This window comes from Alteromonas salexigens (assembly GCF_025628895.1).
In the GTDB taxonomy this organism is placed as follows: Bacteria; Pseudomonadota; Gammaproteobacteria; order Enterobacterales; family Alteromonadaceae; genus Alteromonas; species Alteromonas salexigens.
The window spans coordinates 207,412-233,609 of the sequence record NZ_JAOTJC010000013.1 but is presented as its reverse complement, the minus strand read 5'-3'; the positions used below and the strand labels follow the sequence as shown (position 1 = coordinate 233,609).

Below are 26,198 nucleotides of genomic sequence, written 5' to 3'. Positions count from 1 at the left end.
TCCCCATGTGAGAGTAGCACATCGCCAAGCTCCTATTCGATAAGAAGCCCGCTCAGTTGAGCGGGCTTTTTTCGTTTCTGTAGCCATTAAACTGACAAAACTTGCGTAATACGAACGATAAACAATCCGTCCCTGGTGCGGCGAAAGTGTTACACTCAGCCAGCGGTTTCCAAACTCAAGCTACCGTTCACATCAAAAATCTGTGCCAGTCGTCGCAATCAGGTATGTCATTCCTTGAATTAAATTTAAAATAATTAAACAGGTCTGAAAGGTTCTTGCAGTATTCGGGGTCTGTTATTACGTGCGTGTTCAAACGCATGTAAATAAAACTAAAAGAGGGTACTCTCATGAAACAAATTAAAAAGCCCAGCGTAGCAACGGCATTAGGTGCTGTGGTAATAGGTTCTCTTGCATCCGCGGGCGTGATGGCCGAAACAACTAACCCATTTGCGGTGCAGTCGCTGGAGTCTGGTTATAGTCAGTTTGCACCTGAAGCTAGTTGTGGTGGTAACAAAGCCGAACATGAAGGCAAGTGTGGCGGTGATAAAGCTGCTAAAGAAGGTAAGTGTGGCGAAGGCAAATGCGGCGGCGATAAAGCGGTTAAAGAAGGCAAGTGTGGCGGCGACAAAGCAGCCAAAGAAGGTAAGTGCGGCGAAGGTAAATGTGGCGGCGACAAAGCAGCCAAAGAAGGAAAGTGCGGCGAAGGCAAATGTGGCGGTGACAAAGCGGCCAAAGAAGGCAAGTGCGGCGAAGGTAAATGTGGCGGTGATAAAGCTGCTAAAGAAGGCAAGTGCGGCGAAGGCAAATGTGGCGGCGACAAAGCAGCTAAAGAAGGTAAGTGCGGCGCACTATAACTTCCCATTGGCGTTATTACCTCCGAACGGTGCCATAATGTATGTTTTGCTCTGGGCGAGGCAAGTTGCAACTCGCCCAGCCTTTTGTCTGTATAGAGTGGAGAGTACCTATGCCCAATGAAATACGTGGCGCAGGTCTTGGGTTGCGCAGAGAGATGCTGCCTGAACTTACTGAGGGGTTGCCAGGGGAGGTCGATTTCTGGGAAGTCGCCCCGGAAAACTGGATCCCGCTAGGGGGCAAATTTCAGCGTCAGTTTGAACAATGCGTAGCGCAGGCACCGTTCACGACCCATGGGCTGTCACTTTCTATTGGCAGTAGCGATCCCCTCGACTATACACACCTTCAGCAAGTTAAACGCTTTTTAGATACTCACAATATTAGCCTGTACAGTGAACATCTGAGTTTCTGTTCCTCTCAGGGCCATATGTATGATCTTATGCCAATCCCTTTCACTGAAGAAGCGGTGGCGCACGTAAGCGAGCGCATAAAAGTAGTTCAGGATGTGCTTGAGCGGAAGCTGGTATTAGAAAATGTCTCGTATTATCTTGCCCCCGGTCAACAAATGTCCGAGCTGGATTTTGTGCTGGCTGTGCTGGAGCAATCAGGCTGTAATATGCTTCTGGACGTGAATAACCTGTACGTCAACAGTATTAATCATAACTACGACCCGGTCTCTTTTCTGCATTCATTGCCCTCAGAGCGCATTGTATATGGCCATATTGCAGGCCACTTCGATGAAGCTGAAGATCTGAAAGTTGACACTCACGGCGCGCCGGTGATTGACCCTGTATGGGCGTTACTGGAGGAAGCCTATAATCGTCACGGGGTTTTTCCCACCTTACTGGAACGGGACTTCAATATTCCCGCAATGGACGAGCTGCTAAAAGAAGTCCGCAAAATCAAAACTATCCAGCGCTGTTATTCTGATAATCCTGCTACGGTCGCGGTGTGATGACTGAGTTAACGCAGCTTCAACAGCAGCTGGCTAATGCCATTCGTACACCGGAGAAGTATGAACCTGCGAATTCGGACGAAAAGCGCAGGCTGGCGGTGTATCAGAGTTTATTTCGCAATAACATTGAGAACTTTCTCGAAAACGGCTTTCCGGTTATTCATCAAACATTACCTGCCGACCTGTGGAAATTATTAGTCTCCGCTTTTTTTGCAGAACATCCGTGCAGGTCGCCCTATTTCGCGGATATCGGCAAAGAGTTCGTCGAGTACCTGTCTACTGCTCCCGATATTATTGCCAACATGCCCTTATGGCTACCTGAGCTTGCGCACTACGAGTGGTTAGAGCTGGATATCAGCATACGTAAAACCAATGAGCCGGTGTGCTTTGCAGAGAACGGTTTACTGCCTGATAGTATTACTGTATCGCCATTGGCTTCGCTGGTGTCTTATGAATACCCTGTGCACCTTATCGGCCCGGATTTTCAGTCCCCCGAAGCGTCGGACCAGCGCCACTATTATATGGTTTTCCGCGGCCGGGATCACAATGTAGAGTTTGCGGTGATCAATCCACTGACCGCGCGGCTGGTTCATTTACTTGAGCTGTCTACTGCCGCACTCAGTCTGGATGATGTGGTATCAACCCTGGCAGATGAGCTTCCCGCGTTTACGTATACGCAACTGCATCAGGGCGCGGCTGCTACTGTCCAGGATCTGCTAAATAAAGGCGCGCTTATTTCTGCGTACCCTTAGATTTGCTTATTACACCAACGAATAAGCTGTTACCTGCGTAATTTGACTGTCATTCCGTCAGCGATTCGATTACCATTTACCCCCATTTTTTTGTATGAAAATTGTTTTTAGGTAGCGCATATGGCTGACAATTCAGAATTCAAAGAAGTCTACAATAAGTGGTACTTCCTAGCGTCTATTGTAACGCTTCTGGCATTCCCATTGCTGCATGTTATTTGCGGCTGGTTTACCTTCTGGCTTTAGTAATCAATAAGGTAAATTGTGACTGCAGAATATATAAAATCCGTTGTTAAATCGGTTCCTGACTATCCCAAGCCAGGTATAGTGTTTCGTGATGTAACCAGTGTCCTGGAAGACCACAAAGCATTTAGCTGTTGTATCTCTCTACTGTTAGAGAAGTACCGCCCAATGAACTTCGATAAGGTTGCCGGGACTGAAGCCCGCGGCTTCTTATTCGGTGCACCGCTGGCTATCGAGCTGGGAATTGGTTTTGTGCCAGTAAGAAAGCCCAATAAGTTGCCCCGCGAAGTGGTAAGTGAAAGCTACGACCTGGAATACGGCACAGATACACTGGAAATTCATAAAGATGCTATTCAGCCGGGCGACAAGGTCCTGTTGATTGACGATCTGCTTGCAACAGGTGGCACCATTGGCGCCTCTGCAAAACTTATCCGCCATCTGGGCGGTGAAGTGAACCATGCCGGTTTCGTTATTGGCTTACCTGATTTAGGTGGCCGGGAGAAACTGACCGAACTGGGCATCGACTCCTTTACATTATGCGAATTCGACGGCGACTAACGGAATACTCATGAGCTATCAGGTTCTGGCGAGAAAATGGCGTCCGGGTAAGTTCAGCGAACTGGTAGGGCAGGAACACGTTGTGTCCGCTATCTCTAATGCGCTGGATAACGACAGACTCCATCATGCATATTTGTTTACCGGCACCCGAGGAGTGGGGAAAACAACCATTGCGCGGATTTTCTCGAAGAGCCTTAACTGTGAAGAAGGGCAGGGCGCTAACCCCTGTGGTCAGTGCCATACCTGTCGCGAAATTGAGCAGGGTAATTATGTTGATCTGCTCGAAATTGACGCCGCATCACGCACCAAGGTGGAGGACACCCGGGAGTTGCTTGATAACGTGCAATATAAACCCACCCGGGGCCGCTACAAGGTATACCTGATTGACGAAGTGCACATGCTGTCCAAGCACAGTTTTAACGCACTACTGAAAACGCTCGAAGAGCCCCCTCCGCACGTCAAGTTTTTACTGGCAACGACCGATCCGCAGAAGCTGCCCATTACTATTTTATCCCGCTGTCTTCAGTTTAACCTGAAGGCCTTATCGCGTGAGCAGATAACCGGTCAGCTGGAACATATCCTTCAGGCTGAAAGTGTGGCGTTTGAAGCGCCGGCTCTGAATTTGCTGGCGCGGGCTGCACAGGGCAGTATGCGTGACGCCCTCAGTCTGACTGATCAGGCGATAGCACAAGGGGATAACCACGTCCTGGCGGCGATAGTTACCGATATGCTGGGGCTGATGGACAAACATCAGCTATTGCGCCTTATTCATGCAGTAGTCAAAAAGGCTCCGGATGAGGCGTTAGCCGTGGTTGACAGTATGGCTGAGCAGGCGCCCGATTACAGTCAGGTATTGGCCGAACTTAGCAGTATCCTGCATCAGATTGCGCTAACCCAGTGGGTTCCCGATGCGTGCAAGCTGGAAACCACCGCGGCCAAAGCGATTTATCAGCTGGCCCGGTCGCTGCCGGCAGAACAGGTGCAGTTGCTGTATCAGATCGCGCTGCAGGGGCAGAAAGAGTTACCTTACGCACCGGATGGGCGCAGCGGTCTGGAAATGACGGTATTACGTATGATGTCGTTTTCTCCTACCCCAGACATTGAAGGTGTTGATGAGCTGTTAAGTTCAGGGCCCGAAGCGCCCCAGTCGACGCCCGTTAATACCGCACCAGTTCCTGCATCCAACTATGCACCGTCAGTCGAACAACTGCGCGTCGAGCCTGCGACAGAGAGTGCTGACTTATCTGCGAACGCAGCCGTTTCTGCGCCTGGTAATGCTGATGTCGCAGACGCTGCATCGCATAACGCACCTGCGGATTCTGAGATGAACTCTGACACCGCGACGGTGACTGGTTCAGGCCAGTCGCACGCAGATGCTCATTCCCAGCCAGAAGCGGAATCTGAAGAGGATAACCGCGAGCTTACCGCAGAAATGCAGGGCATTGAGGCGCAGGCGCACAGTTTGCGACCTGCCCCTGAGTCAGCGCCCGCTCCCTCAGCAGAAGCCGCTGTTGATACCGGACCTGCCAGCGATGAGCAGCCACCGCTGTCGGCTTATGAAGATATGCCACCGGAGCAGGGCTATGATGACATGGATTACCCAGCACCGGCAGAAACACAGGCGCCGGATACGGATCTCACGACCACTCAGGATATGCTGGCACTACGTCAGCGCCTGAAGAAAGCCCGTGAGGAGTCCCGCCAGTCCGGCGTAAAAAAGTCTGAAGAACCGGCAGAGCGTTCGTTAACCGATTTAGGGGCGCGAATGCGAAGACCGGCACCGTCGGACAGCATCGGTCAGCCAGCTCCATCTGCAGCGCCAGAACAAGTCACAGATGCGCAAGCCGACGCGCCGCCATGGGAAACCCGTCAGCCAACGCCGCAACCGGATACGCTGGCAGATGAGCCTGTTAAGCAAGAATCAGAGCCAGAAACGCAGATACGTGAGTCGGCTCAGACCTCCGGACACGCGCCTGAACACGCTGCTGGCGCAGCCAGTGAGGCACCGGCAGCTTACCAGGGAGCGCAATTATCGGCTTATCTGGACGATAATACCAAGTTAACTCACGCCAGTCAGATTGATCGTTGGAGTCAGCTGGTTGAGGCGATGCCCGTCGCCGGGCTGTTGAAGCAGGTTGCACTACATTCTGCTTATTCAGAAAACGATGAGCAGGTTACCCTTGAATTAGATGAGAATCAGGCGCATCTATTAAATAACGGAACAGTAGAGCAGTTGACCGAGGCAATGTGTGAAGCGTTGGGACGCAAGGTTACGTTGCAGATCCAACTCGGCAACCCGCAGCGTACACCTTTTCAGATACAGCAAAGTATTCAGGCTATGCGCCAGCAACATGCAGAACAGGTAGTCAACTCAGACACTACCATTCAGCAACTACTTAATACGTTTCAGGCTTCGATTGTAGCGGAGTCAGTGAAAGCACGGTAACACCGTTACCAGTAACCGACTTAGAGTGAGAAAGATTATGTTTAAAGGTGGAATGGGAAATATCATGAAGCAGGCGCAGCAGATGCAAGAGCGCATGCAAGAAGCTCAGGAAGAGCTGGGTAAACTGGAAGTCACAGGGCAAGCCGGCGCCGGCATGGTGAAAATTACCTTAACCTGTAATCACAACGTTCGCCGTGTGGAAATTGATCCTTCCCTGATGGAAGACGATAAAGACATGCTGGAAGACCTGATTGCAGCAGCTTTCAACGACGGTGTGCGTCGTGTACAGGAAACCAGCAAGGAAAAAATGGGCGACGTGACTGGTGGTATGCCACTACCGCCTGGCTTCAAAATGCCGTTTTAATTTAAACGATGAAGTTTAGCCCGCTACTGGCGGAATTGATCAATGCGCTGACCTGTCTGCCCGGTGTGGGCAACAAGAGCGCACAACGTATGGCTTTTCATCTGCTGGAGCGCAACCGTGAAGGGGCGCTTAGCCTGAGTAATGTGCTGCACAATGCCATGGAGCATATTACTCACTGCCAGCGTTGCCGGACCTTTACCGAAGATGAGGTCTGTGAAATATGCCGTCACCCCGAGCGGGAAGCCAGCGGCTTGCTGTGTATTGTAGAAAGCCCGCAGGATGTGCTGGCTATTGAACAAACCCTGTCATACAAAGGCCAGTACTTTGTGCTGATGGGGCACCTGTCTCCCATCGATGGTATTGGGCCCGACGAAATTGGCCTGGATAAACTGGAATCCCGGTTGCAGGAAGGTCGGATCAGTGAAGTGATACTGGCTACCAATCCTACCGTAGAAGGGGAGGCCACTGCCCACTACATTGCCCAACTGTGTGCTAATGCCTCAGTAGATGCCAGCCGTATCGCCCATGGGGTACCAGTGGGCGGCGAACTGGAATACATCGACGGCAACACCCTTACCCACGCATTTTCAGGTCGACGCAAAGTCTGAACTGATAAAAAAATGTGCTTGCGGTGCTTGAAAAGCGCCGCTGCCACCCCTACCTCGTGAAGTGTTATATGATCCAATCAACGAGGAGATTCCGGATTATGGCTGAAACGGCCCATAAAGAAACCCATGGTTTCCAGACCGAAGTAAAACAACTATTAAGTCTGATGATTCATTCTTTGTATTCCAACAAAGAAATCTTCTTACGCGAACTGGTTTCCAACGCCGCCGACGCGTCAGACAAACTGCGGTTCCGCGCGCTTGAAAACGAAGCGTTGTACGAAAATGACAGCGATCTGAGCGTGAAACTGATTGTCGACAAAGAGGCAGGCACCGTCACCGTTTCTGATAACGGTATCGGTATGACCCGCGACGAGGTTATCGCTAACCTGGGGACAATCGCCAAATCAGGAACCAAAGACTTCTTTAATAAGTTGTCTGGCGATTCAGCCAAAGATTCTCAGCTTATTGGTCAGTTCGGGGTAGGTTTCTACTCCGCGTTCATCGTTGCCGATAAAGTCACCGTACGCACCCGTGCCGCCGGCGCCGATCAGGATGCTGGAGTAGAGTGGGTTTCTGACGGTGAAGGTGAATTTACTATCGCCGAGATCAGCAAGCCAACCCGTGGTACTGACATCGTGCTGCACCTGCGTGACGATGAAAAAGAGTTTGCCGACAACTGGCGCTTACGTTCTATCGTGAACAAATATTCCGATCACATCAGCATTCCGGTATTGATGTGGAAAGATGAAGTGCCTGAGCGGGAAGGTGAAGACGGTGAAAAAATCCCCGGCCAGCCAGGTGAATGGGAAACGGTTAACAAAGCAACGGCCTTGTGGACCCGCGAAAAGTCAGAGATTTCTGACGAAGAATATAAAGAGTTCTACAAGCATATTTCACACGATTTCAGCGATCCGCTGGCGTGGATGCATAACAAAGTGGAAGGGAAAAACGAATATACCAGCCTGCTGTATATTCCTGCCAAAGCACCCTTTGATATGTGGAACCGGGATCAAAAACATGGCTTGAAACTGTATGTGCAGCGCGTCTTCATTATGGACGATGCCGAACAGTTCATGCCGACTTACCTGCGATTTGTTAAAGGCCTGGTAGACTCAAACGATCTGCCGCTGAACGTGTCTCGTGAAATTCTGCAGGACAATAAGGTTACTCAGGCACTGCGCCAGGGTTGCACCAAGCGTGCCCTGCAAATGCTTGAGAAAATGGCCAAGAACGATGCGGATAAATACCAGTCGTTCTGGAACGAGTTTGGCACCGTGCTAAAAGAGGGGCCTGCTGAAGACTACTCAAACCGCGAGAAAATTGCGGGTCTGCTGCGCTTCTCGTCAACGCACAATGACTCTGATGCGCAAACGGTTTCACTGGCCGATTACATTGAGCGCATGAAAGAAGGTCAGGATAAGATTTATTATGTGACTGCTGACAGCTATGCCGCAGCGAAGAACAGCCCGCACCTGGAAATCTTCCGCAAGAAAGGTATCGAAGTGCTGCTGATGGGTGAGCGCATTGATGAGTGGCTGATGTCGCACCTGACTGAATTTAACGAGAAGCAGTTCCAGTCTATCGCGAAAGGCGATTTGGACCTTGGCGACTTGGAAGACGAAGAGTCGAAAAAAGCTCAGGAAGAAGCCGAGAAAGAAGTAGAAGGCATTCTTGAGCGTGCGAAAAAGGCACTGGGCGAAAAGGTTGAAGACGTTAAGTTTACTCACCGCCTGACCGACTCACCAGCCTGCATCGTGGCCGACGAAAACGGTATGACAACGCAGATGATGAAACTCATGCAGGCCGCCGGTCAGCCGGTGCCGGACGTGAAGTACCACTTTGAACTGAACCCGGAGCATCAGTTAGTGAAGATGCTGTCGGGTATGCAGGACGAAGAAGTGTTCAATCAGTGGGTAGAAGTACTCTTCGATCAGGCTGCGCTGTCTGAACAGGGAAGCCTGAAAGATCCATCCAGCTTTGTGCGTAATCTGAATACGCTGCTGATGAATCTGGCGAAATAACGTTAGATACGTATGACGAAAACGGGCCACATCAGGCCCGTTTTTTTATGTTCCTTATATGCGGCTATAAGAGGTGATTTGAGGCGCTTTTAGCCGGATTGACACCGGATTAGGCAGAACCTGCTAGAGAAACCCTCCTTGTACTTGTCACCCTCAGACTGAATGTGTAAAGTGCCGTCAGTAAATTAAATTAAGCGGAGAGCGCGCACATGCGAATTATTCTACTTGGCGCCCCGGGTGCCGGTAAGGGAACTCAGGCTCAGTTCCTGATGGGGAAATACGGGATCCCACAGATCTCAACCGGTGATATGTTGAGATCTGCCATTAAAGCCGGTACCGAGTTAGGTATGGCTGCCAAACGCGTTATGGATGAAGGCAAACTGGTATCTGACGATATCATTATCGGATTGGTTAAAGAGCGTATAGCCCAGGATGACTGTAAAGATGGTTTCCTGCTTGACGGCTTTCCGCGCACCATTCCTCAGGCCGACGCCATGAAAGACGCCGGCATTGTGATTGATCATGTCATTGAATTTGACGTGCCTGACGATGTGATTGTTGAGCGTATGGGTGGCCGTCGTGTGCATCCTGCATCAGGACGGGTTTATCACGTGGTGTATAATCCTCCGGAAGTTGAAGGCAAAGATGATGTGACCGGCGACGAACTCATTATCCGCGATGATGATAAAGAAGAGACTGTGCGTAAACGTTTAGGCGTTTACCATGAGCAGACCAAGCCACTGGTAAACTATTACAGTGAAGAAGCCAGCAAAGGCAACTGCGAGTATCACAAGCTCGACGGCACGCAACCTGTTGAACAGGTAAGTCGTCAGCTCTCTGAGCTGCTGGGCTAACGCCAGGCACCTCAACAGGCCGCATTTGCGGCCTTTTTTGTGCGCGCTAATAAAATAAAGAAAATTTTGCCAGCGAAACAGAAGCTTGCCACAATGAAACTATTATCCATGGAAACATTACAGCCGTTTGTGCTTAAGTGAGGAGCAATGATTCTACCGATTACCGCGTTCTACGCGAGCCTACTGGGTTTGTGTTACCTGTATCTGTCGTTACTGGTGATAGGTGCAAGACGCCGGAATTTCGTCAGTCTCGGGGATGGCGGTAATGAAGATCTGCGGCGTTTATCCCGGGCGCACGGGAACTTCAGTGAGTATGTGCCTATTACGCTTATTATGATTGCCTGCCTGGAAGGCAACAGTGAATACAACTGGATTATACACGGGATTTGCTGCCTGCTGCTGTTTGGCCGGTTGCTGCACGCGTACGGACTACGCCAGCATGAGGGAGCCAGCTGGCAGCGTTTTGTGGGAATGATCTTCACTTTTCTGGCCATTTTCCTGGCAGCCTGCGCTAACCTGGTTGTCATTCACTTCAATATGTAGCCCATGCCTGAAAACACCATGATGACCCCGGCCTGCCTAATTGACGAGGCCAAATTCAAACGTAACGTGGAGCGTGTCGCTAATCATGTGGCGGCACAAGGCTGCCAGCTGCGCCCCCATGTAAAAACATTGAAAAGCGTGGCTGCTGCTCGCTATTATGCCCCGCCAGGTACGCCCATCACCGTATCCACTCTGGCCGAGGCCAGTTACTTCCTGGCTGCCGGCTACCGCGACATTCTCTATGCGGTGGTGGTCACGCCGAATAAACTTTCAGAGGTCGCCAGTCTGGTAGCCGACGGTGCCCAGCTAACGGTTATGGTGGACTCCGTGGCAGGCGCCAGCGCACTGTCTGAGGCGTGGCAGTCGCCGCATACTCTGCAAGTTGCTATTGAAGTCGATGTGGACGGACATCGCGCAGGTATTCAGCCTGACGCTGAGGCGCTGCCCGACATTGCCACATTGCTTTGCAAGGCTGAAAAACTGCAGTTCCATGGGTTGGTCGCTCATGCAGGCGCCTCCTATGGCAGCTTCACGCCCGCCGCCCGGCACGATATGGCTGAACAGGAAGTTGCCCGTATGCAGCATGCGGTGCGACACCTCACTGAACATGGCTTCACCTGTCAGATGGTGTCGATAGGCTCAACACCTACCGCACTGGAAGATGTGGACCGGACCGGTATCACAGAAATTCGTGCGGGGGTCTATGCCACATTCGACTGTGTTATGGCTGGCCTTGATGTGTGTAAGGTAGATGATATTGCGCTGTCGGTGCTCACCTCGGTCATTGGCACCCAGCCCCACAAAGGGCAGGTACTCATTGATGCCGGATGGATGGCGTTATCGAGAGACACCGGCACGGCAACTACCTCCTTTGACTGTGGGTACGGTCTGGTGTGCGATTTAGAGGGGAAGCTACTGGACGGCTGGTATGTGGCACACACCAATCAGGAACATGGCATTATTTGCCATCGAGACGGGGGCAAGGTGGCTACCGATATGTTCCGGTTCGGGCAGATGCTAAGGATCCTGCCGGTACATGCATGTGCTACTGCCAGTCAGTTTTCTCAGTACACCGTAGTCGATGCGCACATGCAGACGCAGGCGGTTTGGTCACGGGTTAACGGCTGGTAAGCCGGACGACAGTCCGGACGAGCCTTACTGCTAGGATGACTCATACACGGCCACAGGCGCATTGCGCGCCTGTAGGTTACGGGAAACTCACTGACTAACGCATACTTATAAGCGTACGCTCTGTACGGGGCAGATAATAATTCTCAGGATCCAGCGAAAACACTACCCGGGTAGCTTTACCCAATAATTCCCGTTCGGGTACAAATCCATAATAGCGAGAGTCGGCGCTGTGATTGCGGTTATCTCCGAGGACCAGATAATGGCCCTGTGGCACGGTAACCGGTGCGAACGAATGGCGCGGCGACAGCGGCGGCGTAAGCTGAATACGATGGCCGTAGCCGGTGAGGTGTTCTTCAAGGGTATCGTCCGCGTGTGAGTAGGCGACTTGCTTGCCATTTACGGTGAGCTGATTGTTAAGCATGCTCACCACATCGCCGGGCACACCTACCACCCGTTTGATTAACCGGGTATCAGCCGCTTCACTTTGAAACACAATGACATCCCCGGCCATCGGGCTGCCGGTTTTAAATACCGCGATATCCGTAAACGGTAAGTCCAGCCGGAATGCCATTTTATTTACGAAAACCCGATCACCTTCCACTATCGTCGGCTTCATTGAGCCGGTGGGTACGTCGTACCAGTCTGCAAAGCTGCTTCTGAAACAAAATAGCAGCACCACAAATAAAATGAATTGTTTATTGGCCTGCCAGAATGCGGTTAATTTTGCTTTTTTCATCGTCGGTCCCTGAATATATTCGTGGTAGTAAGAGTGGGCCAGGGAAGAGATGGTTCAGAAGCAGATGTTACAAATTACTACAAGCGACGGGCTTTCACAGACAGTGAGGCAGGGCAAATAAACGCCCCGGAGAAGCGGGGCGTGGGAATGATGAGCGTTTAGCCTTTGTGGCGCTCACGCAATACGTCAATCACCTGTTGCAGGGACAGATCGCTGGCCTGAAGCAGAACGGTCAGGTGATAGAGTAGATCGGCTGACTCATTCAACAGCTCTTCCTTATCCTGCACCGTGGCGGCCAGAGCCGCTTCAACTCCTTCTTCGCCTACTTTCTGAGCGATACGTTTAATGCCCTTACTGTATAAACGAGCGGTATAGCTGGACTCGGCATCGGCACCTTTTCGTGAAGAAAGCACAGATTCCAGATCTGCCAGAAAAGTAAAGTCGGTCACGTCACCATTAAACCAACAGGATTCTGCACCGGTGTGACAGGTGGGTCCGTTAGGGCGGGCTAATACCAGCAATGCGTCGTTGTCGCAGTCGGCACTGACTGATACCAGCTCCAGGGTATTCCCGGAGGTTTCGCCTTTTTGCCATAGTCGCTCTTTGGAGCGGCTGAAGAAGGTGACTTTTCCTGATGATAAAGTAGTTTGTAGGGCCTCGGGCGACATGTAGCCTTGCATGAGTACTTTACCGGAACGGTTATCCTGAACGATCGCCGGCAGCAAGTTGTCCATCTTGTCCCAGGCGAGCTGGTTCATGTTGTGTTCTGTAATCATAACTGCGTTCCTGTTAATCCATGATGACGGCGCATGGGAATACCCACTTCGGTTAGCGCTTCTTTCAGTTCCATGATGTTTATCAGCCCCTTGTGAAATACCGAGGCGGCCAATGCGCCATCGACGTCGGCCTGGGCAAACACGTCGGCGAAATGACTGATTTCACCGGCACCACCGGATGCTATCAACGGAATATTGCAAACCGCGCGTATGGCCTGCAACTGCTCAACATCGTAGCCTTTGCGCACGCCGTCCTGATTCATACAATTGAGGACAATTTCGCCGGCACCGCGCTGCTGTACTTCTTTTACCCAGTCAGCAGTGTTCCACTGAGTTTGCTGCGTCCGGCTTTCATCACCGGTAAATTTGTACACTTCGTATTTGCCCGACTGGGCATTAAAGAAACTGTCGATACCGATAACCACACACTGCTGACCATACACATCGTGCAATTCATTAATAAGATCAGGGTTGGTCAGTGCGGGTGAATTGACAGAGATTTTATCGGCGCCCATTTCCAGAATGCGACCGGCATCTTCAACAGATTTAATGCCACCGGCCACACAGAAGGGGATATCGATAACCTGCGCTATCCGGCTAACCCAGCTTTTGTCTACGACGCGCTGGTCTGAGCTGGCAGTAATGTCATAGAACACCAGCTCGTCGGCCCCGGCTTTTGCGTACTGCTCGGCCAATGGCACAATATCACCAATAATTTCGTGATTCCGAAACTGTACGCCTTTAACGACTTTACCGTCTCTGACGTCCAGACACGGGATTATGCGTTTTGCCAACATGCGATAGCCTCCTTCACCGTGAACTTACCTTCCAGCAGTGCTCTGCCTAAAATCACACCACTGACGCCACTGGGCTTGAGGGCGGCAATGTCCGGCAAGCCGCCAATACCGCCGGATGCCTGCCAGGCAACCTGACTGAAGCGTTTGCTGACTTCTTCATAAAGGGCCACGTTAGCGCCTTGCAGGGTGCCGTCCCGGCTGATATCGGTGCATAACACATGCTGAGCACCAACCTCGCTAAAGTCGTCCAGAATGGCTTCCAGAGACACCCCGGAGTTTTCCTGCCAGCCATGCGTAGCAATGAATTTGTTTCCGGCCTCATCAATGTTGATATCCAGTGCCAGTACAATATGCTCGGCACCATAACGACTCACCCATTGTTTGACGGTGGCCGGGTCTTTCACGGCCAGTGAACCGACTACTACCCGGCTTACACCAGACTCAAGCAGTTGTTCCACTTCACGTTCGCTGCGAATTCCGCCGCCAGCCTGAAAAGCCATGCGCTTGGTATCTACCATTTGCTTTATCAGTGACAGCTGGCGTTTGCTGGTATCTTTAGCGCCGGTCAGGTCCACGATGTGCAGCCATTCAGCCCCTTCGTCGGCATAGCGGTGCACAACGTCAACCGGGTCCAGGCTGTATTCGGTTTTCTGATTGTAATCGCCCTGGTACAGACGGACCACGCTACCGTCTATTAAATCAATTGCTGGTATAATCATTACAGGTTCACAAAATTGGTTAGCAGTTGTGCACCGGCTTCGCCGGATCGCTCCGGGTGAAACTGTACGCCCATGTAATTGTTGTACTGGAGTGCCGCTGAAAAAGGCTGTCCGTAACTACATTCGGCCAGCGTGTTCTCATACACCGGCACGGCATAACTGTGTACAAAGTAAAAGAAGGTCTCATTGGGGATCCCGGCAAACAGTGCACTGCCGGGTTTAGGTGTCACCGTATTCCAGCCCATGTGCGGCAGACGCAGGTCGCCGGCCTGCATACGTGCCACGTGGCCAGGCATCAATCCTAAACAGGTCACATCGCCGCGTCGGCTTTCCGCCGACGTGGTTACCATAAGCTGCATTCCCAGACACACGCCCAATACGGGCTGTTCCAGTTGCTGCAGGGTTTGCGTCAGCTGTTTTTGCTCAATTGAGCGCATGGCTGCATAAGCGGTGCCTACGCCGGGTAAAAACACTTTGTCGGCCCCTTTAATGACCGCGTCTTCAGCAGAGACGGTAACCTGCACACCGAGCCGCTCCAGCGCAAACTTTACGGATGAAATATTGGCGCAGCCGGTGTTTACAATAACAACTTGCTGGCCCATTACAGCGCTCCCTTACTGCTTGGCAGCGCGTCGCCCTGACGGGTAATGGCCTGACGCAGCGCCCGACCAAACACCTTATACAGGCTCTCTACCTGGTGGTGTGCATTGCCTTCGGACGTGGATAAGTGCAAAGACAGCCCCATGCTTTGCGCTAACGAATAGAAGAAGTGGGGCACCATTTCGGTGGCCATCTCGCCAACCTGGTCGCGGCTGAATTCAGCTTCAAACTTGAGGTGAGGGCGATTCGAGATATCCATAATACATTCGGCGCGGCACTCATCCATCGGTAACGCAAACCCGAAGCGGCCAATACCTCGTTTGTCGCCGAGTGCTTTTTTCATCGCTTCACCGAATGCCAGCGCGGTGTCTTCTACCGTGTGGTGGTCATCAATGTGTAAGTCGCCGGTTACTGTGACCTGCATTTCAAACCCGGCATGGGTCGCAATCTGATCCAGCATGTGGTCGAAAAAACCGATGCCGGTGGCAATGGTGGATTTTTCCGTAGAATCCAAATCTACCTTCACATTGATATCGGTCTCGCTAGTGGTGCGGGTGACTTCCGCAATGCGTGATGACGCCAGCAGTGCTTTTTCAATGGCACGCCAGTTCATGTCTGTAGGATCGTAGCGTAAACCGCGGATCCCCATGTTCTCTGCCAGTTGCATGTCAGTGTCACGGTCGCCAATGACATATGAGCGGGTGAAGTCCACCTTGCCCTGTTGCAGATAGTCTTTGACCAGTCCCAACTTCGGTTTGCGACAGCTACAGTTATCACTGTCAAAGTGCGGACAAATCAACACATCGTCAAACTTTACCCCCTGGCTGGTAAACACTTGCATCATGGCATTGTGGGGGAGATCAAAGTCGGTTTGCGGGAAGCTGTCGGTGCCCAGTCCGTCCTGGTTGCTCACCATAACCAGTGAAAAACCGGAGGCCTGTAATTTCAACAGCACGGGGATTACGTCAGGTTCAAATACCAGCTTCTCCAGGCTGTCTAACTGCTTGTCTACCGGCGGCTCTTCAACCAGTGTGCCGTCGCGGTCTATAAATAGAATGGCTTGCTGGCTCATGCCGACACTCCTTTTTGTTCAATAAATTGGTCTATAAGGGATAACAGTCGGGCATTCTGGTCTTCATTACCCACCGTCGCCCGCAGACAGTTTTGCAGATTATGCTGCTTGGACTGGTTGCGAATAAGCATGCCGTTTTCTACCAGGAAGGCCATCAGTGCCTCGCAGTCGGCAAAGTGAAACAGCACAAAATTGGCGGTGATGTCACCGACCAGGGTAATTCCCGCGCGCTGGGCAAGTTCTTCTTGCAGTGTATTTCGCAGCAGATTCAATTTCTTAACCTGTACGTTGACCCGGGTAACCCCCTCATCACTGAGCGCCTGCGCTGCTATCTGCGCCACAGGTTCCGGGATAGGGTAGGGCGCAATGACCTTCATCAGTGAGCGAATAATGTCGCCTGAGGCCAGCGTAAAGCCACACCGTAATCCCGCCAGCCCAAATGCTTTCGACAAGGTGCGCAGGATCACCAGGTTATCAAATTCATCAAGCCGCGCAGCCCAGGCGTCGCCGTCGTCGAATTCTATGTATGCCTCATCCACTACCACCAACGCCGAGTCGGCGAAGTGAGACAGCACACGCTCAATGTCGGCTGCCGCAACCCGGGTGCCTGTGGGGTTGTTGGGCGAACAAATAAACAACAGGTTCACATCCTGTTGCGCACAGATCCCGTCCACATCTAATGAAAAGTCATCATTAAGCGGCACCTGGCGAACGCCAACATCACAGGTTTCCGCACTGATAGCGTACATCCCGTAAGTGGGCGGACAAATCAGCACATTACTTTTTCCTGGCGTGCAAAAGGTCCGGATGAGCAATTCGATACCTTCATCGGCACCCCGCGTGACTAACACCTGGTCAGTATGGACGCCGGCATACCGGGCATAGCTTTCCACCACCGCGGTCGGTTGACAGGAGGGGTAGCGGTTGAAGTTCTCGCTGTCTATCTGGTAGTCACTGGCATACGGTGACTCATTGGCGTTAAGCCAGTCCTGGCCGCCTGAAAATAATCGGCGGGCTGATTCGTACGGCTTTAATGGGATCAAATTGTCGTTCATTAACGACTTTACCAGCTTATTCATTGTCATTGTCCTTTAGCGCGGCCAGGCGCAGGGCTACTGCTTCACTGTGGGCATCCAGGCCTTCGGCGTTGGCCAGCGTGATAATTGTTGGACCAAGATTACGCATACCTTCACCACTGACTTCCTGCACAGTGTAACGTCGCATAAAATCAAGCAAGCCCAGACTGGAATAATTACGTGCATAGCCGTAGGTGGGCAGAACGTGATTAGTGCCAGATGCGTAGTCGCCGGCAGATTCCGGCGTCCAGGGGCCGAGGAACACTGAGCCGGCATATTTAATGTGCGCCATGGCCTCGCGGGGGGCGTCCAGCTGGACAATCAAATGTTCAGGCGCATACTGGTTGCTCACTTCAATAGCTTGCTGGCGACTTTCCGTGAGAATATAACGGGCATTTTTCATAGCTTCACGGGCAATAGCCGTGCGCGATAACTTTGCCAGTTGCTGTTCAACCTCAGATTTGGTCTTGGTGATCAGCGCTTCACTTGGTGACACCAGGATTGCCTGGGAGTCCGGACCGTGTTCAGCCTGGGACAATAAGTCAGACGCGACAAATGCCGGATCTGCAGTGCCATCGGCAAGCACCAGCACTTCCGAGGGGCCAGCCGGCATATCTATGGCTGCACCTTCCGGACTCAGACTAACTTGTTGTTTCGCTTCCGTGACAAAGCTGTTACCCGGGCCAAAGATCTTATCAACTTTAACAATAGACTCAGTGCCAAACGCCATGGCGGCGATCGCCTGCGCACCGCCACACAGATACACTTCGGTAATGCCACTTTTCCGCGCGGCATAAGCAATTTCGGGGGCGATTTCGCCTTGCGCATTAGGCGGAGTACATAGCACTTTACGGGCACAACCGGCTACTTTAGCGGGCACTCCCAGCATAAGGGCCGTGGATGGCAATGGTGCACTGCCGCCTGGAATGTATAGCCCCACTGCATCCAGCGCGGTGAAGCGTTGTTCACACACCACACCCGGCGACGTAGTCAGGGTAATGTCGTCAGGACGCTGGGCCTCGTGAAACGCGACAATGTTGTCGTACGCGGTGTCGATTGCCGCTTTCACCTCATCGGTGACCGCGTCCGCCAGCCGCGTCAGTGTTTGCTGATCGAGTATCAGGCTGGAAAGATCTGCGCAATCGAACTTCTGGGTGAGTGACAAAACTGCCTCATCACCCTGTTGTCTGACCTGAGCGATGATGTTGCCCACGGTCTCACGCAATGTTGCGCTGTTTGTGACCGCAGGGCGGCCCAATGCGGCCTGTTGGTCAGCTGAATTAAGTTCAGACCAGATTATCATCGCGCTTTATCCCATCATTTTTTCAATTGGCATAACCAGGATAGAGCGGCAGCCTAACGCTTTGAGCTTTTCCATGGTTTCCCAGAACAGGTTTTCAGGACTGACTACGTGGATGGCGACGGTATCGTCGGCACCGGCGAGTGGCAGCACTGTAGGATCTTCTGCGCCAGGCAGCAGATCTTTTACCTGCTCAAGATAGGCTTTGGGCGCGTGCAGCATAATGTATTTACTTTCTTTGGCCTGCATCACACCATCAATACGGGGGATAAGGCGAGCGATAAGCTCGGCTTTTTCATCGCTCATTTCGCTGTCTGCACGTTTAATAAGTACGGCTTTTGAGCGGAAGATAACTTCTTTTTCTTCCAGGCCATTGGCTTCCAGCGTGGCACCGGTAGACACCAAATCACAAATCGCATCGGCGACGCCGGCACGGGGGGCCACTTCAACAGAGCCAGTGAGCATGACTGCCTTGGCATCAATATTTTGTTCCTGAAAATAACGCTCGAGCAGGAACGGGTAGGTGGTGGCTACTTTCTTGCCTTGCAGGGTTTTGGCACCGGCGTAATCCATTTCATTCGGTACGGCAATAGACAGCCGGCAGCCACCGTAGTCAAGGCGACGCAGCACTTCGTAGTCAGCCTGTTTACCTGCGGCTTTACGCTCCAGCATTTTTTCTTCCAGCTCGTTTTCACCAATGAAGCCCATATCTACGACACCGTCCATGACCAGGCCAGGAATGTCGTCATCACGTACCCGCAACAGATCAATAGGCTGGTTGGTGGAATGTGCGATGAGCAACCGGTCACGAATATTCAGCTTAATACCTATCGCCTTTAGCAACGCAATGCTGTCGTCGCTCAGACGACCTGATTTTTGAACTGCGATGCGAAGTCTCTTGTTGTCACTCATTTTTGACATTCCTTACATAAATTTAATGGGCGCTTAAAACGAAAAACCCCCGGAAGGTTCCTTCCGGGGGTCGAGAATTTAGTATCTGCGCCACTGGAAGGAGACAATACCCTTCCAGCACAAACCTGAAAGGCTATGCTATATGGTGGTGATGATGGTTTTGCGCAGTGATTGTCATGGATTTAAATTTCTTTCCAGCTAATTAACGATGGAAACAGTAGCTAAATACCACCCTATTTGCAACAGGTATTGAACCCTTACCGGGCGGACGGTCTAATAATTATTAATATAAGTTAAAATAATTCGCTATGAGCAACGATTTATTATTTTCAATTTTGCCAAGAGCAACGCAGGTGCCGGTGAAAGAGCGCGGCGAGGTAAAGCCTGTGGAAAAAGCAACCAGCTCAGAATCGCTCACCGACGAAGAAAAAGCCTTACATGATGAAGAGCGTCGTGTAACGGAGAAGTATCAGCAGGAGCATCATCGCGAGCAGCAAAAAAAGCAACCCCAGAAAAGCGCTCCGAGTACCGGAACAGAAGCGCAACCCGACGCAGAAAACTCTGGCGAGCCCACGCCAACAGGCCAGCGTAAAAAGCACATTGATCGTTACGTGTAAGGCAAGGCTGGTCTAACGCCTGATGAAGGCGGCGGTCAGGGTTAATGCCTGTCGTTGAGCGTAGGCCTGTGCGGGCTTGCAGAGAACAGAAAATCTCTGGATACTAACGTTTAAAGAATAACCAATGTGGAAATGGCACACTATGCTCAATTGGAAGCAATGTAGCAACGGACGGGTAGTTTTATCTCTGACAGGGGGCATTATGATGCTATCTGGATGTGGCGTGAGTCATTACCCTGCATCCCATGCAGAGTTAGCAAACAAAACCTGTGTTTCACTGTTAACTTATAATCTTAACTGCGATAACGACCCGCTGGTTTTCAGTAATAATCAAACCCATCACGAATTCGTACAACAAACGCTGCCAATCCATTTGCGTGAAGAAATACAGCATACAGAGCTGGAAGATAGTCGTCGCCGCCACTAGTGCTGTTGCAGCATTACTTACTCTTAGCCGGCGCTCAGCCACACCACCTCCGGTCAGCTTTTTTCTGAAGCACTGGAGTTCGGTGCCATGGCTGCAAGCCTGAACGTGGCGCAAACAGGCTGCCATCCGCCATCGCGGGGTGAGGTAATGCAAGCGCTGAAGGATTATCGCTAATCTCCTTGGCCACTGCTTACCGTGGGGCCCATGCAGAGCGGCCCCTCAAAATTCTAATCGCTGGTACCTGACCGGGTACGTGTGCTGGTGTGACACGCGATTACAGGGGGCTAGGTTACTGTTCTAACAGCGTGGCCGGGAGCGTATGGAAGCGCGGGCAGACGAAATACACACCCGGTAAACCGTTTAAAGTTGTTCCACCGTATAGCCTGCCGCCCGCAATTGTGCCAGCAAACCGGTGTCGCCAGGCATATGCATGGCGCCTACCAGCACAAACTCGGTAGCAGGTGTGGCCATGAGGCTTTTCAGTGCGGGCATCCAGTTGTTATTGCGCTGGGTAAGTAAAAGGTCGTAAATCTCAGGGTAGGCCTGTTCGAACTCTGCCATTGATAACGCGTGAAAGCGTGACATATCGCCCTCCCGCCAGTTGGCTTTCAGGGTGTCCAGCATGCCCGGGATTTGCTGCACATCTTTTATGGCATAGCGGATATAGGCGTCTTCATCACCACTGCCCATCGCCGCTATAAAGTCGAGTTGCTCTTCCGGGGTCTCCAAAAAATGCATGGGTTTACCATCGTCGCTGGCGGCAGCGTGATAGAACTTATCCACTCCCTGGCTGGTCAGCCCGATACGCTGGAACTCAACCATACTCAGAGTAATGCCCACCAGGGCTGGCTTGAGTTTCAGTACCTGCTCAAGCGGAATGCCATGGGTTTGCAGGTATGCCCGCAGTTCGTCAAGCGTGTCATCGCTGATATGGTCGCGCAGGGACGTGGCGTCTGTATAAGTGAGCCTCTGCAGGGATTTTGCGGCAAAATCCGGTGAGCTTAGTGCGGCGATATCAGTTTCAAATACCAAGGCGTCTGCGCGGTCATAGGCTCGGGCATAGGCGCCGGGCAGGGGGTAATCGTCAGGGCTAAGTATGTGCAGCGTGCCACCAAAATACATGGTGTGCGTGCCATCAGACACTTTCCATACTGAAGCAGCATGGACAGACAGACTGAAAAGGGTGAGTATCAGGGCAGTAATGCGAACCATACAAAGCTCCGTGTGTGGGTGAATCCATGCAGATAATTGCAAGTAACGACTTTACTGCGATGTGCCGGCCGCATCAACTTTAGGTTCGCATCAACTCACTTCTACCAGTCCATTTGCATATCAAGGCTGGTTTCTGTACTGCGCTGACTGACCATTTCTTCATAGGGGGTGGCTTGACGAAGCCACACTTTATCAAATTGTCGGCCATTAAAATGCGACCGAATTTCGGTCAGACAGTGGAACGTGCGTGGCTTGCCTTCTTCCGCCATTAATAGTTGCTGATTCTGGACATCACCGGTTGCCACCAGATAACTACCACCCTCAATTGATTCAATATACAAGTTCATGAGATTTCCTCGGTTACCTGCCTATAGGTAATCCCTGGCGGGCGGAAATGATCATTAAACTTTAGTCACATATCGGCAGCAGAATGGGAGGGTAAAATCTCAAACCGTAGCCCGGCGTAGGTGGTCAGTGGCTCAATAATAGAGGCGCCAAAACATACTGATGGCGACATGACTCCTCCCGCAAGTTCGCTGTTTTTCTGACGTTGCTGACTAAGCAGAATCGCACACTCCGAAATCATTTTGGCGGTAGACCCGTATCCCGGATCCCGATCCCCTGTTACCCGGGCAACGAATTGACGCTGTGCGGACGTGGCTCCGTAAAAACGAATATCGTAATAACCTTGTTGCTGGGCTTTGTGAGAGGGACCTTCACCAGGCTTAGGCAGCCAGTGTTTCTGGAGTAACTTACGCAGCAGTTTACTGGAGGCTGCCAGCATAAAACCGCCAAGGCCGAGGGTCATTGTCCAGCCCCGCACGGCACCTTTGCGACCTCTGCCCGTCACGATGGCTTCTTCGTAAGTAAATTGTTCCGTGTACGGATAGTTGCGCAGTGAATTGGACCAGTGTACGACGCGGGTATTAATTGCCGCCATAATGAAAGGCGCTATCCAGCGGTGGGTAACAGGGTCGTAGCAGGCTTTTTTCACATTTGGCTGGCGTATCCGCGTGGCGGGCGAGTTGCAAAGCAAGTAAGGATCGGCCAATTGCTTTCTGATGTTTTTATCGCGCTGCGCTTCTTCCACAAGGTTGAGGATGCTGGCTACTGTACCGCCCGATGCACCGCCTTTGATGCGATGGACGCGCATGGCGATATCATCACAGGGCTTACCAGTATTGGCGATAGTGTGTTGTTGCAGGAAATACACGCCCATGTCGGAAGGAACAGAGTCGAAACCGCAACAATGTACCAATTGAGCCCCATTGGCCTGGGCGATATCCTGGTAGCGGCTTTGCATCTGTTTAATCCAGTGCGGCTCTCCCGTCAGATCCACATAGCCTGTGCCTGTGTGGGCGCAGGCTTTTACCACGCCTTCACCGTACAGTGCATAGGGCCCTACGGTGCTGATCACCACCGAGGTCTGCTCGCACATTTTAGTGAGTGCATCACTGTCGTTGGCGTCGGCAGTCAGTACCGGCGTATTTTCGCATTTATGCTGGGCGAGGACCCGGCGAAGCTTGTCAGGGTTGCGGCCTGCTACTGCCCAGCTGCCAGCCTCCAGTCTGGTGGCCAGGTAGCCGGTGATGATCTGGCCCACAAAACTTGAGGCGCCGTATAGCACAATATCGAATTTCCGTTTGTCGCTAGTCATTTTTCCACCAGTTTTTTCGACAGATTATTAATCCCGCTGTCGCCAGACTTTGCTTAAGTTGCTGTCGGTCAGCATGATTTAAAAACTGACCAATTTCAATACGCTGTGTTGCCCCCACTAAAATAATGACAGGTTGATGCCAGGGAGTGTCGCCATCGAGGAATTCAACGTGACACTGGGATGTCACAAAGATGAGATCGGGGCTGCGTTTACTGAGCGAGACCAGAACACGGTCAGCCGAAATACAAATAGCCTGATACTGGTAGGTAAAGTGGGATACCCGGTAGAACAGATAGGCCAGTAACCCGATTTCTATGCCGGCGAAGGGCAGGATGACCCATACTCCGGCAATTAACCAGCCCGTTGCGACAGTGGCCAGGACGGCACTCATGGCCAGTATCAGCCACTTGGTCTGACCCCATGTGGCGCTGCGATTAGGGTATAGCCGGATATCGGTTTGCTCAGCGCTGGTTCGGGTAATAATCATGGCGTGTTTTTTGACCAGAACGTTAACCTATTATTAAAACGTAGCACATTGAGATTTTATTTTTCCCGCGGTTCTGGCAAAGTTGCCGCAAATTACAGGGGAAATTCACCAGTGCATTACCTGAAGTTCTTGGTTGCCCGGCACCCGTACCGTACGGGGCTCATGTCAGGGTGGTTGGTACTAATCGCCTTGCAGCCCAATCTGATCAATCTGATAGCGTCCTATGCCGGGTTTCTGCTGCTCGGAGTGGTTGGCGCGGTATTCGCCAATGCCACCGGAGCCGGCGGCGGCGTGGTCTTTGTGCCGTTTTTTAATCAGCTGAACTTTTCTCCTGAGTCGGTAGTGGCCACCAGCTTCGCTATCCAGTGCTGCGGGATGACTGCCGGAGCTGTCACCTGGCATCGCTACTATCGCCATCATACTGAGCGTGCCACAGCATGGCGCGCTTTGCCCGGCGGTCTGATGCTGACGATACCGGCCTCCTTATGCGGTATCTGGGCTGCACAATATGGCGGGCATCTGGCACCCTCGCTGGCTTTTCTGAAAGGTAACCTGAATGCATTGCACCTGGGGTTTGGCGTCTTTTCTATTATTTTAGCGCTGGCCATTTTTGCCTCCATCCCGCTCCTGAGAAAGACTGCGTTTGTATCCCGGTTTACCCAGGCCGACGTGCTGGTATTGCCCTTTGTAGCTTTCATCGGCGGCACTGTTACGGCATGGCTGTCGGTAGGTGTAGGCGAGCTGGTGGCGGTATATCTGATCATGCGTGGCTTTAGCGTGACGATGTCCATTGCTCTTGCTGTCATTCTTTCGGCAGCCTCAGTGTGGGGCGCTATTGCCTATCACATGACAATATCGCAGGCGATAGTCTGGGAAGTGGTAATGTTTGCCGGCGCCGGCGCTGTTATCGGAGGCATCCTTGCCAAGCGTGTGGTGCTGGCATTTTCACCTACCCGGCTTAAGCTCTTTTTCGGCGCCTGGGTACTGGTACTTGGCGCCAGTGGCCTCCCGGTATTTTAAGCCTTCTGCACTGTTGTGCCGTATAGCCCGCTATGACAACCTGCCTATTCATCATGGAGCGTTTATATGTCAGCACAGGAATACCTTCCGCAATCCCCGTATAAACTGGAACAACCGGCATGGTCTAAGAATGCGGTGATCTACCAGGTGAACACCCGCCAGTTCAGTGAACAAGGCAATTTTGACGGTGTGCGTGCGGGCCTGTCGCACATACAGGCTCTTGGGGCAGACATTATATGGCTGATGCCGGTGCATCCCATTGGCGAGAAAAACCGCAAGGGTGAATTAGGCAGCCCGTATGCGGTGAAAGATTACCTGGCGTTAAACCCCGAGTTCGGCGACGAAGAAAATTTCCGTGCGCTTATCGCGGACATCCACGCGAGAGGGATGAAAGTGATCCTTGACTGGGTACCCAACCATAGCGCATGGGATAACCCGTTGGTGACTGAGCACCCTGAGTGGTATGCCAGAGATTACAAAGGTGACTTTCGGCCTTCGCCATGGTGGGACTGGGATGACATCATTGAGTTTGATTACAATAACAGCGCGCTGCGCGCCTACATGATCGAGGCTCTGCGCTATTGGGTGGAAGAATTCGACATTGATGGCTATCGCTGTGACGTGGCCGGCTATGTCCCCAATGATTTCTGGACCCAGGCACGCACGGCACTGGATGAAATCAAACCGGTCTTCATGCTGGCAGAATGGGAAAACCGGGATCTGCATGAGCGCGCCTTCAATATGACCTACGCCTGGACGTGGAACGAAACTATGCATGACATCGCCAACGGCACGGCCTCGGTTGATAAATTGCGTAAGTATTACTCCTGGAATGAGCGGGCCTGGCCGGCACAGGCTTACCGGATGACCTTCGTGAGTAATCACGACAAGAATGCCTGGGACGGCACCCAACACGAACAATTTGGTGATGCCCTGGAGGCTGCCATAATACTCTCGGTGCTAGGCGAGGGGATGCCCCTCATTCACAACGGTCAGGAGGCGGGCGAAAATAAGCGCCTTGCGTTCTTCGAACGCGACCCGATTGATTGGCAACCCCATCCCATAGGCACTTTGTATGCCCGCCTGATTGCCCTGAAAAAACAGCTGCCCGCGCTGTGGAATGGCCCGTACGGGGCGAGGATGATCCAGGTGCCCAACTCCTGCCAGCCAGAAGTATTCAGTTTTGTTCGTCAACAGGCCGGCGACACCGTTTTTGTGGTCTTGAATCTGTGTAACAGTGAGCGATCGGTGCAGTTCTCAGAGACGCTGTTTCAGGGTACTTTCACGGAACTGTTTTCCGACGAGACAGTGCAGTTGACCGAGACCAGTCAGTTGCACCTTAACGCTTGGGATTATCGTGTATTTGTTAGCCGCTCAGACTGATCCTTCACCGGGTTCTGCATATTTTGCCGGATCTGAAGGGCGTTATTTGGCATAATGCCGGTTTTTCTCGGCAGTGAAGGTAA

General features: G+C 52.0%; 28 protein-coding genes and 1 other annotated feature. Of the genes, 15 read left to right on the top strand and 13 right to left on the bottom strand.

Annotation, left to right across the window (positions count from 1 at the left end; all coding sequences use genetic code 11):
- The first annotated feature begins 347 nt into the window (after positions 1 to 347).
- The 11 genes from OCL06_RS15580 (at position 348) to OCL06_RS15530 (ending at position 11,324) form a co-directional block, all read left to right on the top strand.
- Positions 348 to 854, top strand: coding sequence for an HvfA family oxazolone/thioamide-modified RiPP metallophore (locus tag OCL06_RS15580; protein ID WP_262996235.1), 507 nt, complete (start codon positions 348 to 350; stop codon positions 852 to 854).
- A gap of 110 nt (positions 855 to 964) precedes the next feature.
- On the top strand, positions 965 to 1,807 hold the full coding sequence (locus OCL06_RS15575) for an HvfB family MNIO-type RiPP peptide maturase (RefSeq protein WP_262996233.1): 843 nt from the start codon (positions 965 to 967) through the stop codon (positions 1,805 to 1,807).
- Positions 1,807 to 2,559: an HvfC family RiPP maturation protein gene (locus OCL06_RS15570; RefSeq protein ID WP_262996231.1), complete on the top strand. Its 753-nt coding sequence runs from the start codon at positions 1,807 to 1,809 to the stop codon at positions 2,557 to 2,559. The genes OCL06_RS15575 and OCL06_RS15570 overlap by 1 nt, the downstream gene beginning before the upstream one ends.
- 261 nt (positions 2,560 to 2,820) lie before the next feature.
- The gene (apt, locus tag OCL06_RS15565; protein ID WP_262996229.1) at positions 2,821 to 3,357 is read left to right on the top strand and encodes an adenine phosphoribosyltransferase; all 537 of its coding nucleotides are present in this window, start codon (positions 2,821 to 2,823) and stop codon (positions 3,355 to 3,357) included.
- A gap of 10 nt (positions 3,358 to 3,367) precedes the next feature.
- Positions 3,368 to 5,803 carry a DNA polymerase III subunit gamma/tau gene (gene dnaX, locus OCL06_RS15560; protein WP_262996227.1) on the top strand — a complete coding sequence of 812 codons (2,436 nt, stop codon included), beginning with the start codon at positions 3,368 to 3,370 and terminating at the stop codon, positions 5,801 to 5,803.
- 37 nt (positions 5,804 to 5,840) lie between these two features.
- Positions 5,841 to 6,167, top strand: a complete 327-nt coding sequence (locus tag OCL06_RS15555; protein WP_262996225.1) for a YbaB/EbfC family nucleoid-associated protein — start codon at positions 5,841 to 5,843, stop codon at positions 6,165 to 6,167.
- Between the two features lie 8 nt (positions 6,168 to 6,175).
- Positions 6,176 to 6,775 (top strand): recombination mediator RecR, encoded by a 600-nt coding sequence (recR, locus tag OCL06_RS15550; protein WP_262996223.1) that lies wholly within the window; start codon positions 6,176 to 6,178, stop codon positions 6,773 to 6,775.
- Positions 6,776 to 6,873: 98 nt separating this feature from the next.
- A complete protein-coding gene (gene htpG / locus OCL06_RS15545; RefSeq protein ID WP_262996221.1) occupies positions 6,874 to 8,796 on the top strand; it encodes a molecular chaperone HtpG in 1,923 nt (640 codons plus the stop codon).
- Between the two features lie 209 nt (positions 8,797 to 9,005).
- Positions 9,006 to 9,650, top strand: coding sequence for an adenylate kinase (gene adk / locus OCL06_RS15540; protein ID WP_262996219.1), 645 nt, complete (start codon positions 9,006 to 9,008; stop codon positions 9,648 to 9,650).
- 147 nt (positions 9,651 to 9,797) lie between these two features.
- Positions 9,798 to 10,193, top strand: a complete 396-nt coding sequence (locus OCL06_RS15535; RefSeq protein WP_262996217.1) for an MAPEG family protein — start codon at positions 9,798 to 9,800, stop codon at positions 10,191 to 10,193.
- Positions 10,194 to 10,196: 3 nt separating this feature from the next.
- Positions 10,197 to 11,324 carry an alanine racemase gene (locus OCL06_RS15530; RefSeq protein ID WP_262996215.1) on the top strand — a complete coding sequence of 376 codons (1,128 nt, stop codon included), beginning with the start codon at positions 10,197 to 10,199 and terminating at the stop codon, positions 11,322 to 11,324.
- Positions 11,325 to 11,418: 94 nt separating this feature from the next.
- On the opposite strand, the gene lepB is transcribed toward OCL06_RS15530, so the two are convergent.
- From lepB to hisG, 9 genes are all read right to left on the bottom strand, one after another.
- The gene (gene lepB / locus OCL06_RS15525; protein ID WP_262996213.1) at positions 11,419 to 12,060 is read right to left on the bottom strand and encodes a signal peptidase I; all 642 of its coding nucleotides are present in this window, start codon (positions 12,058 to 12,060) and stop codon (positions 11,419 to 11,421) included.
- Positions 12,061 to 12,218: 158 nt separating this feature from the next.
- On the bottom strand, positions 12,219 to 12,836 hold the full coding sequence (gene hisIE, locus OCL06_RS15520) for a bifunctional phosphoribosyl-AMP cyclohydrolase/phosphoribosyl-ATP diphosphatase HisIE (protein WP_262996211.1): 618 nt from the start codon (positions 12,834 to 12,836) through the stop codon (positions 12,219 to 12,221).
- A complete protein-coding gene (hisF, locus tag OCL06_RS15515) occupies positions 12,833 to 13,633 on the bottom strand; it encodes an imidazole glycerol phosphate synthase subunit HisF (RefSeq protein WP_262996209.1) in 801 nt (266 codons plus the stop codon). Before hisF ends, hisIE begins: the two co-directional genes overlap by 4 nt.
- Entirely contained in the window at positions 13,615 to 14,352 is a 738-nt protein-coding gene (gene hisA, locus OCL06_RS15510; RefSeq protein ID WP_262996207.1) for a 1-(5-phosphoribosyl)-5-[(5-phosphoribosylamino)methylideneamino]imidazole-4-carboxamide isomerase, read from the bottom strand. Before hisA ends, hisF begins: the two co-directional genes overlap by 19 nt.
- The gene (gene hisH / locus OCL06_RS15505; RefSeq protein WP_262996205.1) at positions 14,352 to 14,954 is read right to left on the bottom strand and encodes an imidazole glycerol phosphate synthase subunit HisH; all 603 of its coding nucleotides are present in this window, start codon (positions 14,952 to 14,954) and stop codon (positions 14,352 to 14,354) included. The genes hisA and hisH overlap by 1 nt, the downstream gene beginning before the upstream one ends.
- Entirely contained in the window at positions 14,954 to 16,024 is a 1,071-nt protein-coding gene (hisB, locus tag OCL06_RS15500; RefSeq protein WP_262996204.1) for a bifunctional histidinol-phosphatase/imidazoleglycerol-phosphate dehydratase HisB, read from the bottom strand. Before hisB ends, hisH begins: the two co-directional genes overlap by 1 nt.
- Positions 16,021 to 17,103 (bottom strand): histidinol-phosphate transaminase, encoded by a 1,083-nt coding sequence (hisC, locus tag OCL06_RS15495; RefSeq protein ID WP_262996202.1) that lies wholly within the window; start codon positions 17,101 to 17,103, stop codon positions 16,021 to 16,023. The genes hisB and hisC overlap by 4 nt, the downstream gene beginning before the upstream one ends.
- Entirely contained in the window at positions 17,096 to 18,403 is a 1,308-nt protein-coding gene (hisD, locus tag OCL06_RS15490) for a histidinol dehydrogenase (protein WP_262996200.1), read from the bottom strand. The genes hisC and hisD overlap by 8 nt, the downstream gene beginning before the upstream one ends.
- Before the next feature lie 6 nt (positions 18,404 to 18,409).
- Positions 18,410 to 19,312 carry an ATP phosphoribosyltransferase gene (gene hisG / locus OCL06_RS15485; protein WP_262996198.1) on the bottom strand — a complete coding sequence of 301 codons (903 nt, stop codon included), beginning with the start codon at positions 19,310 to 19,312 and terminating at the stop codon, positions 18,410 to 18,412.
- Between the two features lie 37 nt (positions 19,313 to 19,349).
- Positions 19,350 to 19,470 (bottom strand) — a sequence feature (His leader region).
- A 150-nt stretch (positions 19,471 to 19,620) separates the two neighbouring features.
- Between hisG and OCL06_RS15480 the strand changes: the two genes are divergently transcribed.
- Positions 19,621 to 19,929, top strand: a complete 309-nt coding sequence (locus tag OCL06_RS15480) for a hypothetical protein (RefSeq protein ID WP_262996196.1) — start codon at positions 19,621 to 19,623, stop codon at positions 19,927 to 19,929.
- A gap of 202 nt (positions 19,930 to 20,131) precedes the next feature.
- Positions 20,132 to 20,356: a hypothetical protein gene (locus OCL06_RS15475; RefSeq protein WP_262996194.1), complete on the top strand. Its 225-nt coding sequence runs from the start codon at positions 20,132 to 20,134 to the stop codon at positions 20,354 to 20,356.
- Between the two features lie 360 nt (positions 20,357 to 20,716).
- Here the strand turns inward: OCL06_RS15475 and OCL06_RS15470 are convergent, their stop codons facing one another.
- The 4 genes from OCL06_RS15470 to OCL06_RS15455 form a co-directional block, all read right to left on the bottom strand.
- On the bottom strand, positions 20,717 to 21,568 hold the full coding sequence (locus tag OCL06_RS15470) for a TraB/GumN family protein (RefSeq protein ID WP_262996192.1): 852 nt from the start codon (positions 21,566 to 21,568) through the stop codon (positions 20,717 to 20,719).
- Positions 21,569 to 21,669: 101 nt separating this feature from the next.
- Positions 21,670 to 21,915, bottom strand: a complete 246-nt coding sequence (locus tag OCL06_RS15465) for a DUF6482 family protein (protein WP_262996191.1) — start codon at positions 21,913 to 21,915, stop codon at positions 21,670 to 21,672.
- Positions 21,916 to 21,980: 65 nt separating this feature from the next.
- Positions 21,981 to 23,225, bottom strand: a complete 1,245-nt coding sequence (locus OCL06_RS15460; RefSeq protein WP_262996190.1) for a saccharopine dehydrogenase family protein — start codon at positions 23,223 to 23,225, stop codon at positions 21,981 to 21,983.
- Positions 23,218 to 23,712 (bottom strand): DUF2244 domain-containing protein, encoded by a 495-nt coding sequence (locus OCL06_RS15455; RefSeq protein ID WP_262996189.1) that lies wholly within the window; start codon positions 23,710 to 23,712, stop codon positions 23,218 to 23,220. Before OCL06_RS15455 ends, OCL06_RS15460 begins: the two co-directional genes overlap by 8 nt.
- A 162-nt stretch (positions 23,713 to 23,874) precedes the next feature.
- Here OCL06_RS15455 and OCL06_RS15450 point away from each other — a divergent pair, with 162 nt between their 5' ends.
- Both OCL06_RS15450 and OCL06_RS15445 read left to right on the top strand, forming a co-directional pair.
- Positions 23,875 to 24,732, top strand: a complete 858-nt coding sequence (locus OCL06_RS15450) for a sulfite exporter TauE/SafE family protein (protein WP_262996187.1) — start codon at positions 23,875 to 23,877, stop codon at positions 24,730 to 24,732.
- 66 nt (positions 24,733 to 24,798) lie between these two features.
- Positions 24,799 to 26,115, top strand: a complete 1,317-nt coding sequence (locus OCL06_RS15445; RefSeq protein ID WP_262996184.1) for an alpha-amylase family glycosyl hydrolase — start codon at positions 24,799 to 24,801, stop codon at positions 26,113 to 26,115.
- Positions 26,116 to 26,198 lie beyond the last annotated feature (83 nt).

Bases quoted from the DNA above. Each gene is read 5' to 3' on its own strand.
- OCL06_RS15465 (WP_262996191.1), bottom strand. From the start codon at position 21,915: ATGAACTTGTATATTGAATCAATTGAGGGTGGTAGTTATCTGGTGGCA.
- lepB (WP_262996213.1), bottom strand. From the start codon at position 12,060: ATGAAAAAAGCAAAATTAACCGCATTCTGGCAGGCCAATAAACAATTC.
- recR (WP_262996223.1), top strand. From the start codon at position 6,176: ATGAAGTTTAGCCCGCTACTGGCGGAATTGATCAATGCGCTGACCTGT.
- OCL06_RS15570 (WP_262996231.1), top strand. From the start codon at position 1,807: ATGACTGAGTTAACGCAGCTTCAACAGCAGCTGGCTAATGCCATTCGT.
- OCL06_RS15480 (WP_262996196.1), top strand. From the start codon at position 19,621: ATGAGCAACGATTTATTATTTTCAATTTTGCCAAGAGCAACGCAGGTG.
- OCL06_RS15460 (WP_262996190.1), bottom strand. From the start codon at position 23,225: ATGACTAGCGACAAACGGAAATTCGATATTGTGCTATACGGCGCCTCA.
- adk (WP_262996219.1), top strand. From the start codon at position 9,006: ATGCGAATTATTCTACTTGGCGCCCCGGGTGCCGGTAAGGGAACTCAG.
- OCL06_RS15470 (WP_262996192.1), bottom strand. From the start codon at position 21,568: ATGGTTCGCATTACTGCCCTGATACTCACCCTTTTCAGTCTGTCTGTC.
- OCL06_RS15455 (WP_262996189.1), bottom strand. From the start codon at position 23,712: ATGATTATTACCCGAACCAGCGCTGAGCAAACCGATATCCGGCTATAC.
- OCL06_RS15555 (WP_262996225.1), top strand. From the start codon at position 5,841: ATGTTTAAAGGTGGAATGGGAAATATCATGAAGCAGGCGCAGCAGATG.
- OCL06_RS15445 (WP_262996184.1), top strand. From the start codon at position 24,799: ATGTCAGCACAGGAATACCTTCCGCAATCCCCGTATAAACTGGAACAA.
- OCL06_RS15475 (WP_262996194.1), top strand. From the start codon at position 20,132: ATGATGCTATCTGGATGTGGCGTGAGTCATTACCCTGCATCCCATGCA.
- hisA (WP_262996207.1), bottom strand. From the start codon at position 14,352: ATGATTATACCAGCAATTGATTTAATAGACGGTAGCGTGGTCCGTCTG.
- OCL06_RS15450 (WP_262996187.1), top strand. From the start codon at position 23,875: ATGTCAGGGTGGTTGGTACTAATCGCCTTGCAGCCCAATCTGATCAAT.
- OCL06_RS15530 (WP_262996215.1), top strand. From the start codon at position 10,197: ATGCCTGAAAACACCATGATGACCCCGGCCTGCCTAATTGACGAGGCC.
- htpG (WP_262996221.1), top strand. From the start codon at position 6,874: ATGGCTGAAACGGCCCATAAAGAAACCCATGGTTTCCAGACCGAAGTA.
- OCL06_RS15575 (WP_262996233.1), top strand. From the start codon at position 965: ATGCCCAATGAAATACGTGGCGCAGGTCTTGGGTTGCGCAGAGAGATG.
- hisC (WP_262996202.1), bottom strand. From the start codon at position 17,103: ATGAATAAGCTGGTAAAGTCGTTAATGAACGACAATTTGATCCCATTA.
- hisF (WP_262996209.1), bottom strand. From the start codon at position 13,633: ATGTTGGCAAAACGCATAATCCCGTGTCTGGACGTCAGAGACGGTAAA.
- dnaX (WP_262996227.1), top strand. From the start codon at position 3,368: ATGAGCTATCAGGTTCTGGCGAGAAAATGGCGTCCGGGTAAGTTCAGC.
- hisD (WP_262996200.1), bottom strand. From the start codon at position 18,403: ATGATAATCTGGTCTGAACTTAATTCAGCTGACCAACAGGCCGCATTG.
- hisH (WP_262996205.1), bottom strand. From the start codon at position 14,954: ATGGGCCAGCAAGTTGTTATTGTAAACACCGGCTGCGCCAATATTTCA.
- hisIE (WP_262996211.1), bottom strand. From the start codon at position 12,836: ATGATTACAGAACACAACATGAACCAGCTCGCCTGGGACAAGATGGAC.
- OCL06_RS15535 (WP_262996217.1), top strand. From the start codon at position 9,798: ATGATTCTACCGATTACCGCGTTCTACGCGAGCCTACTGGGTTTGTGT.
- OCL06_RS15580 (WP_262996235.1), top strand. From the start codon at position 348: ATGAAACAAATTAAAAAGCCCAGCGTAGCAACGGCATTAGGTGCTGTG.
- hisB (WP_262996204.1), bottom strand. From the start codon at position 16,024: ATGAGCCAGCAAGCCATTCTATTTATAGACCGCGACGGCACACTGGTT.
- hisG (WP_262996198.1), bottom strand. From the start codon at position 19,312: ATGAGTGACAACAAGAGACTTCGCATCGCAGTTCAAAAATCAGGTCGT.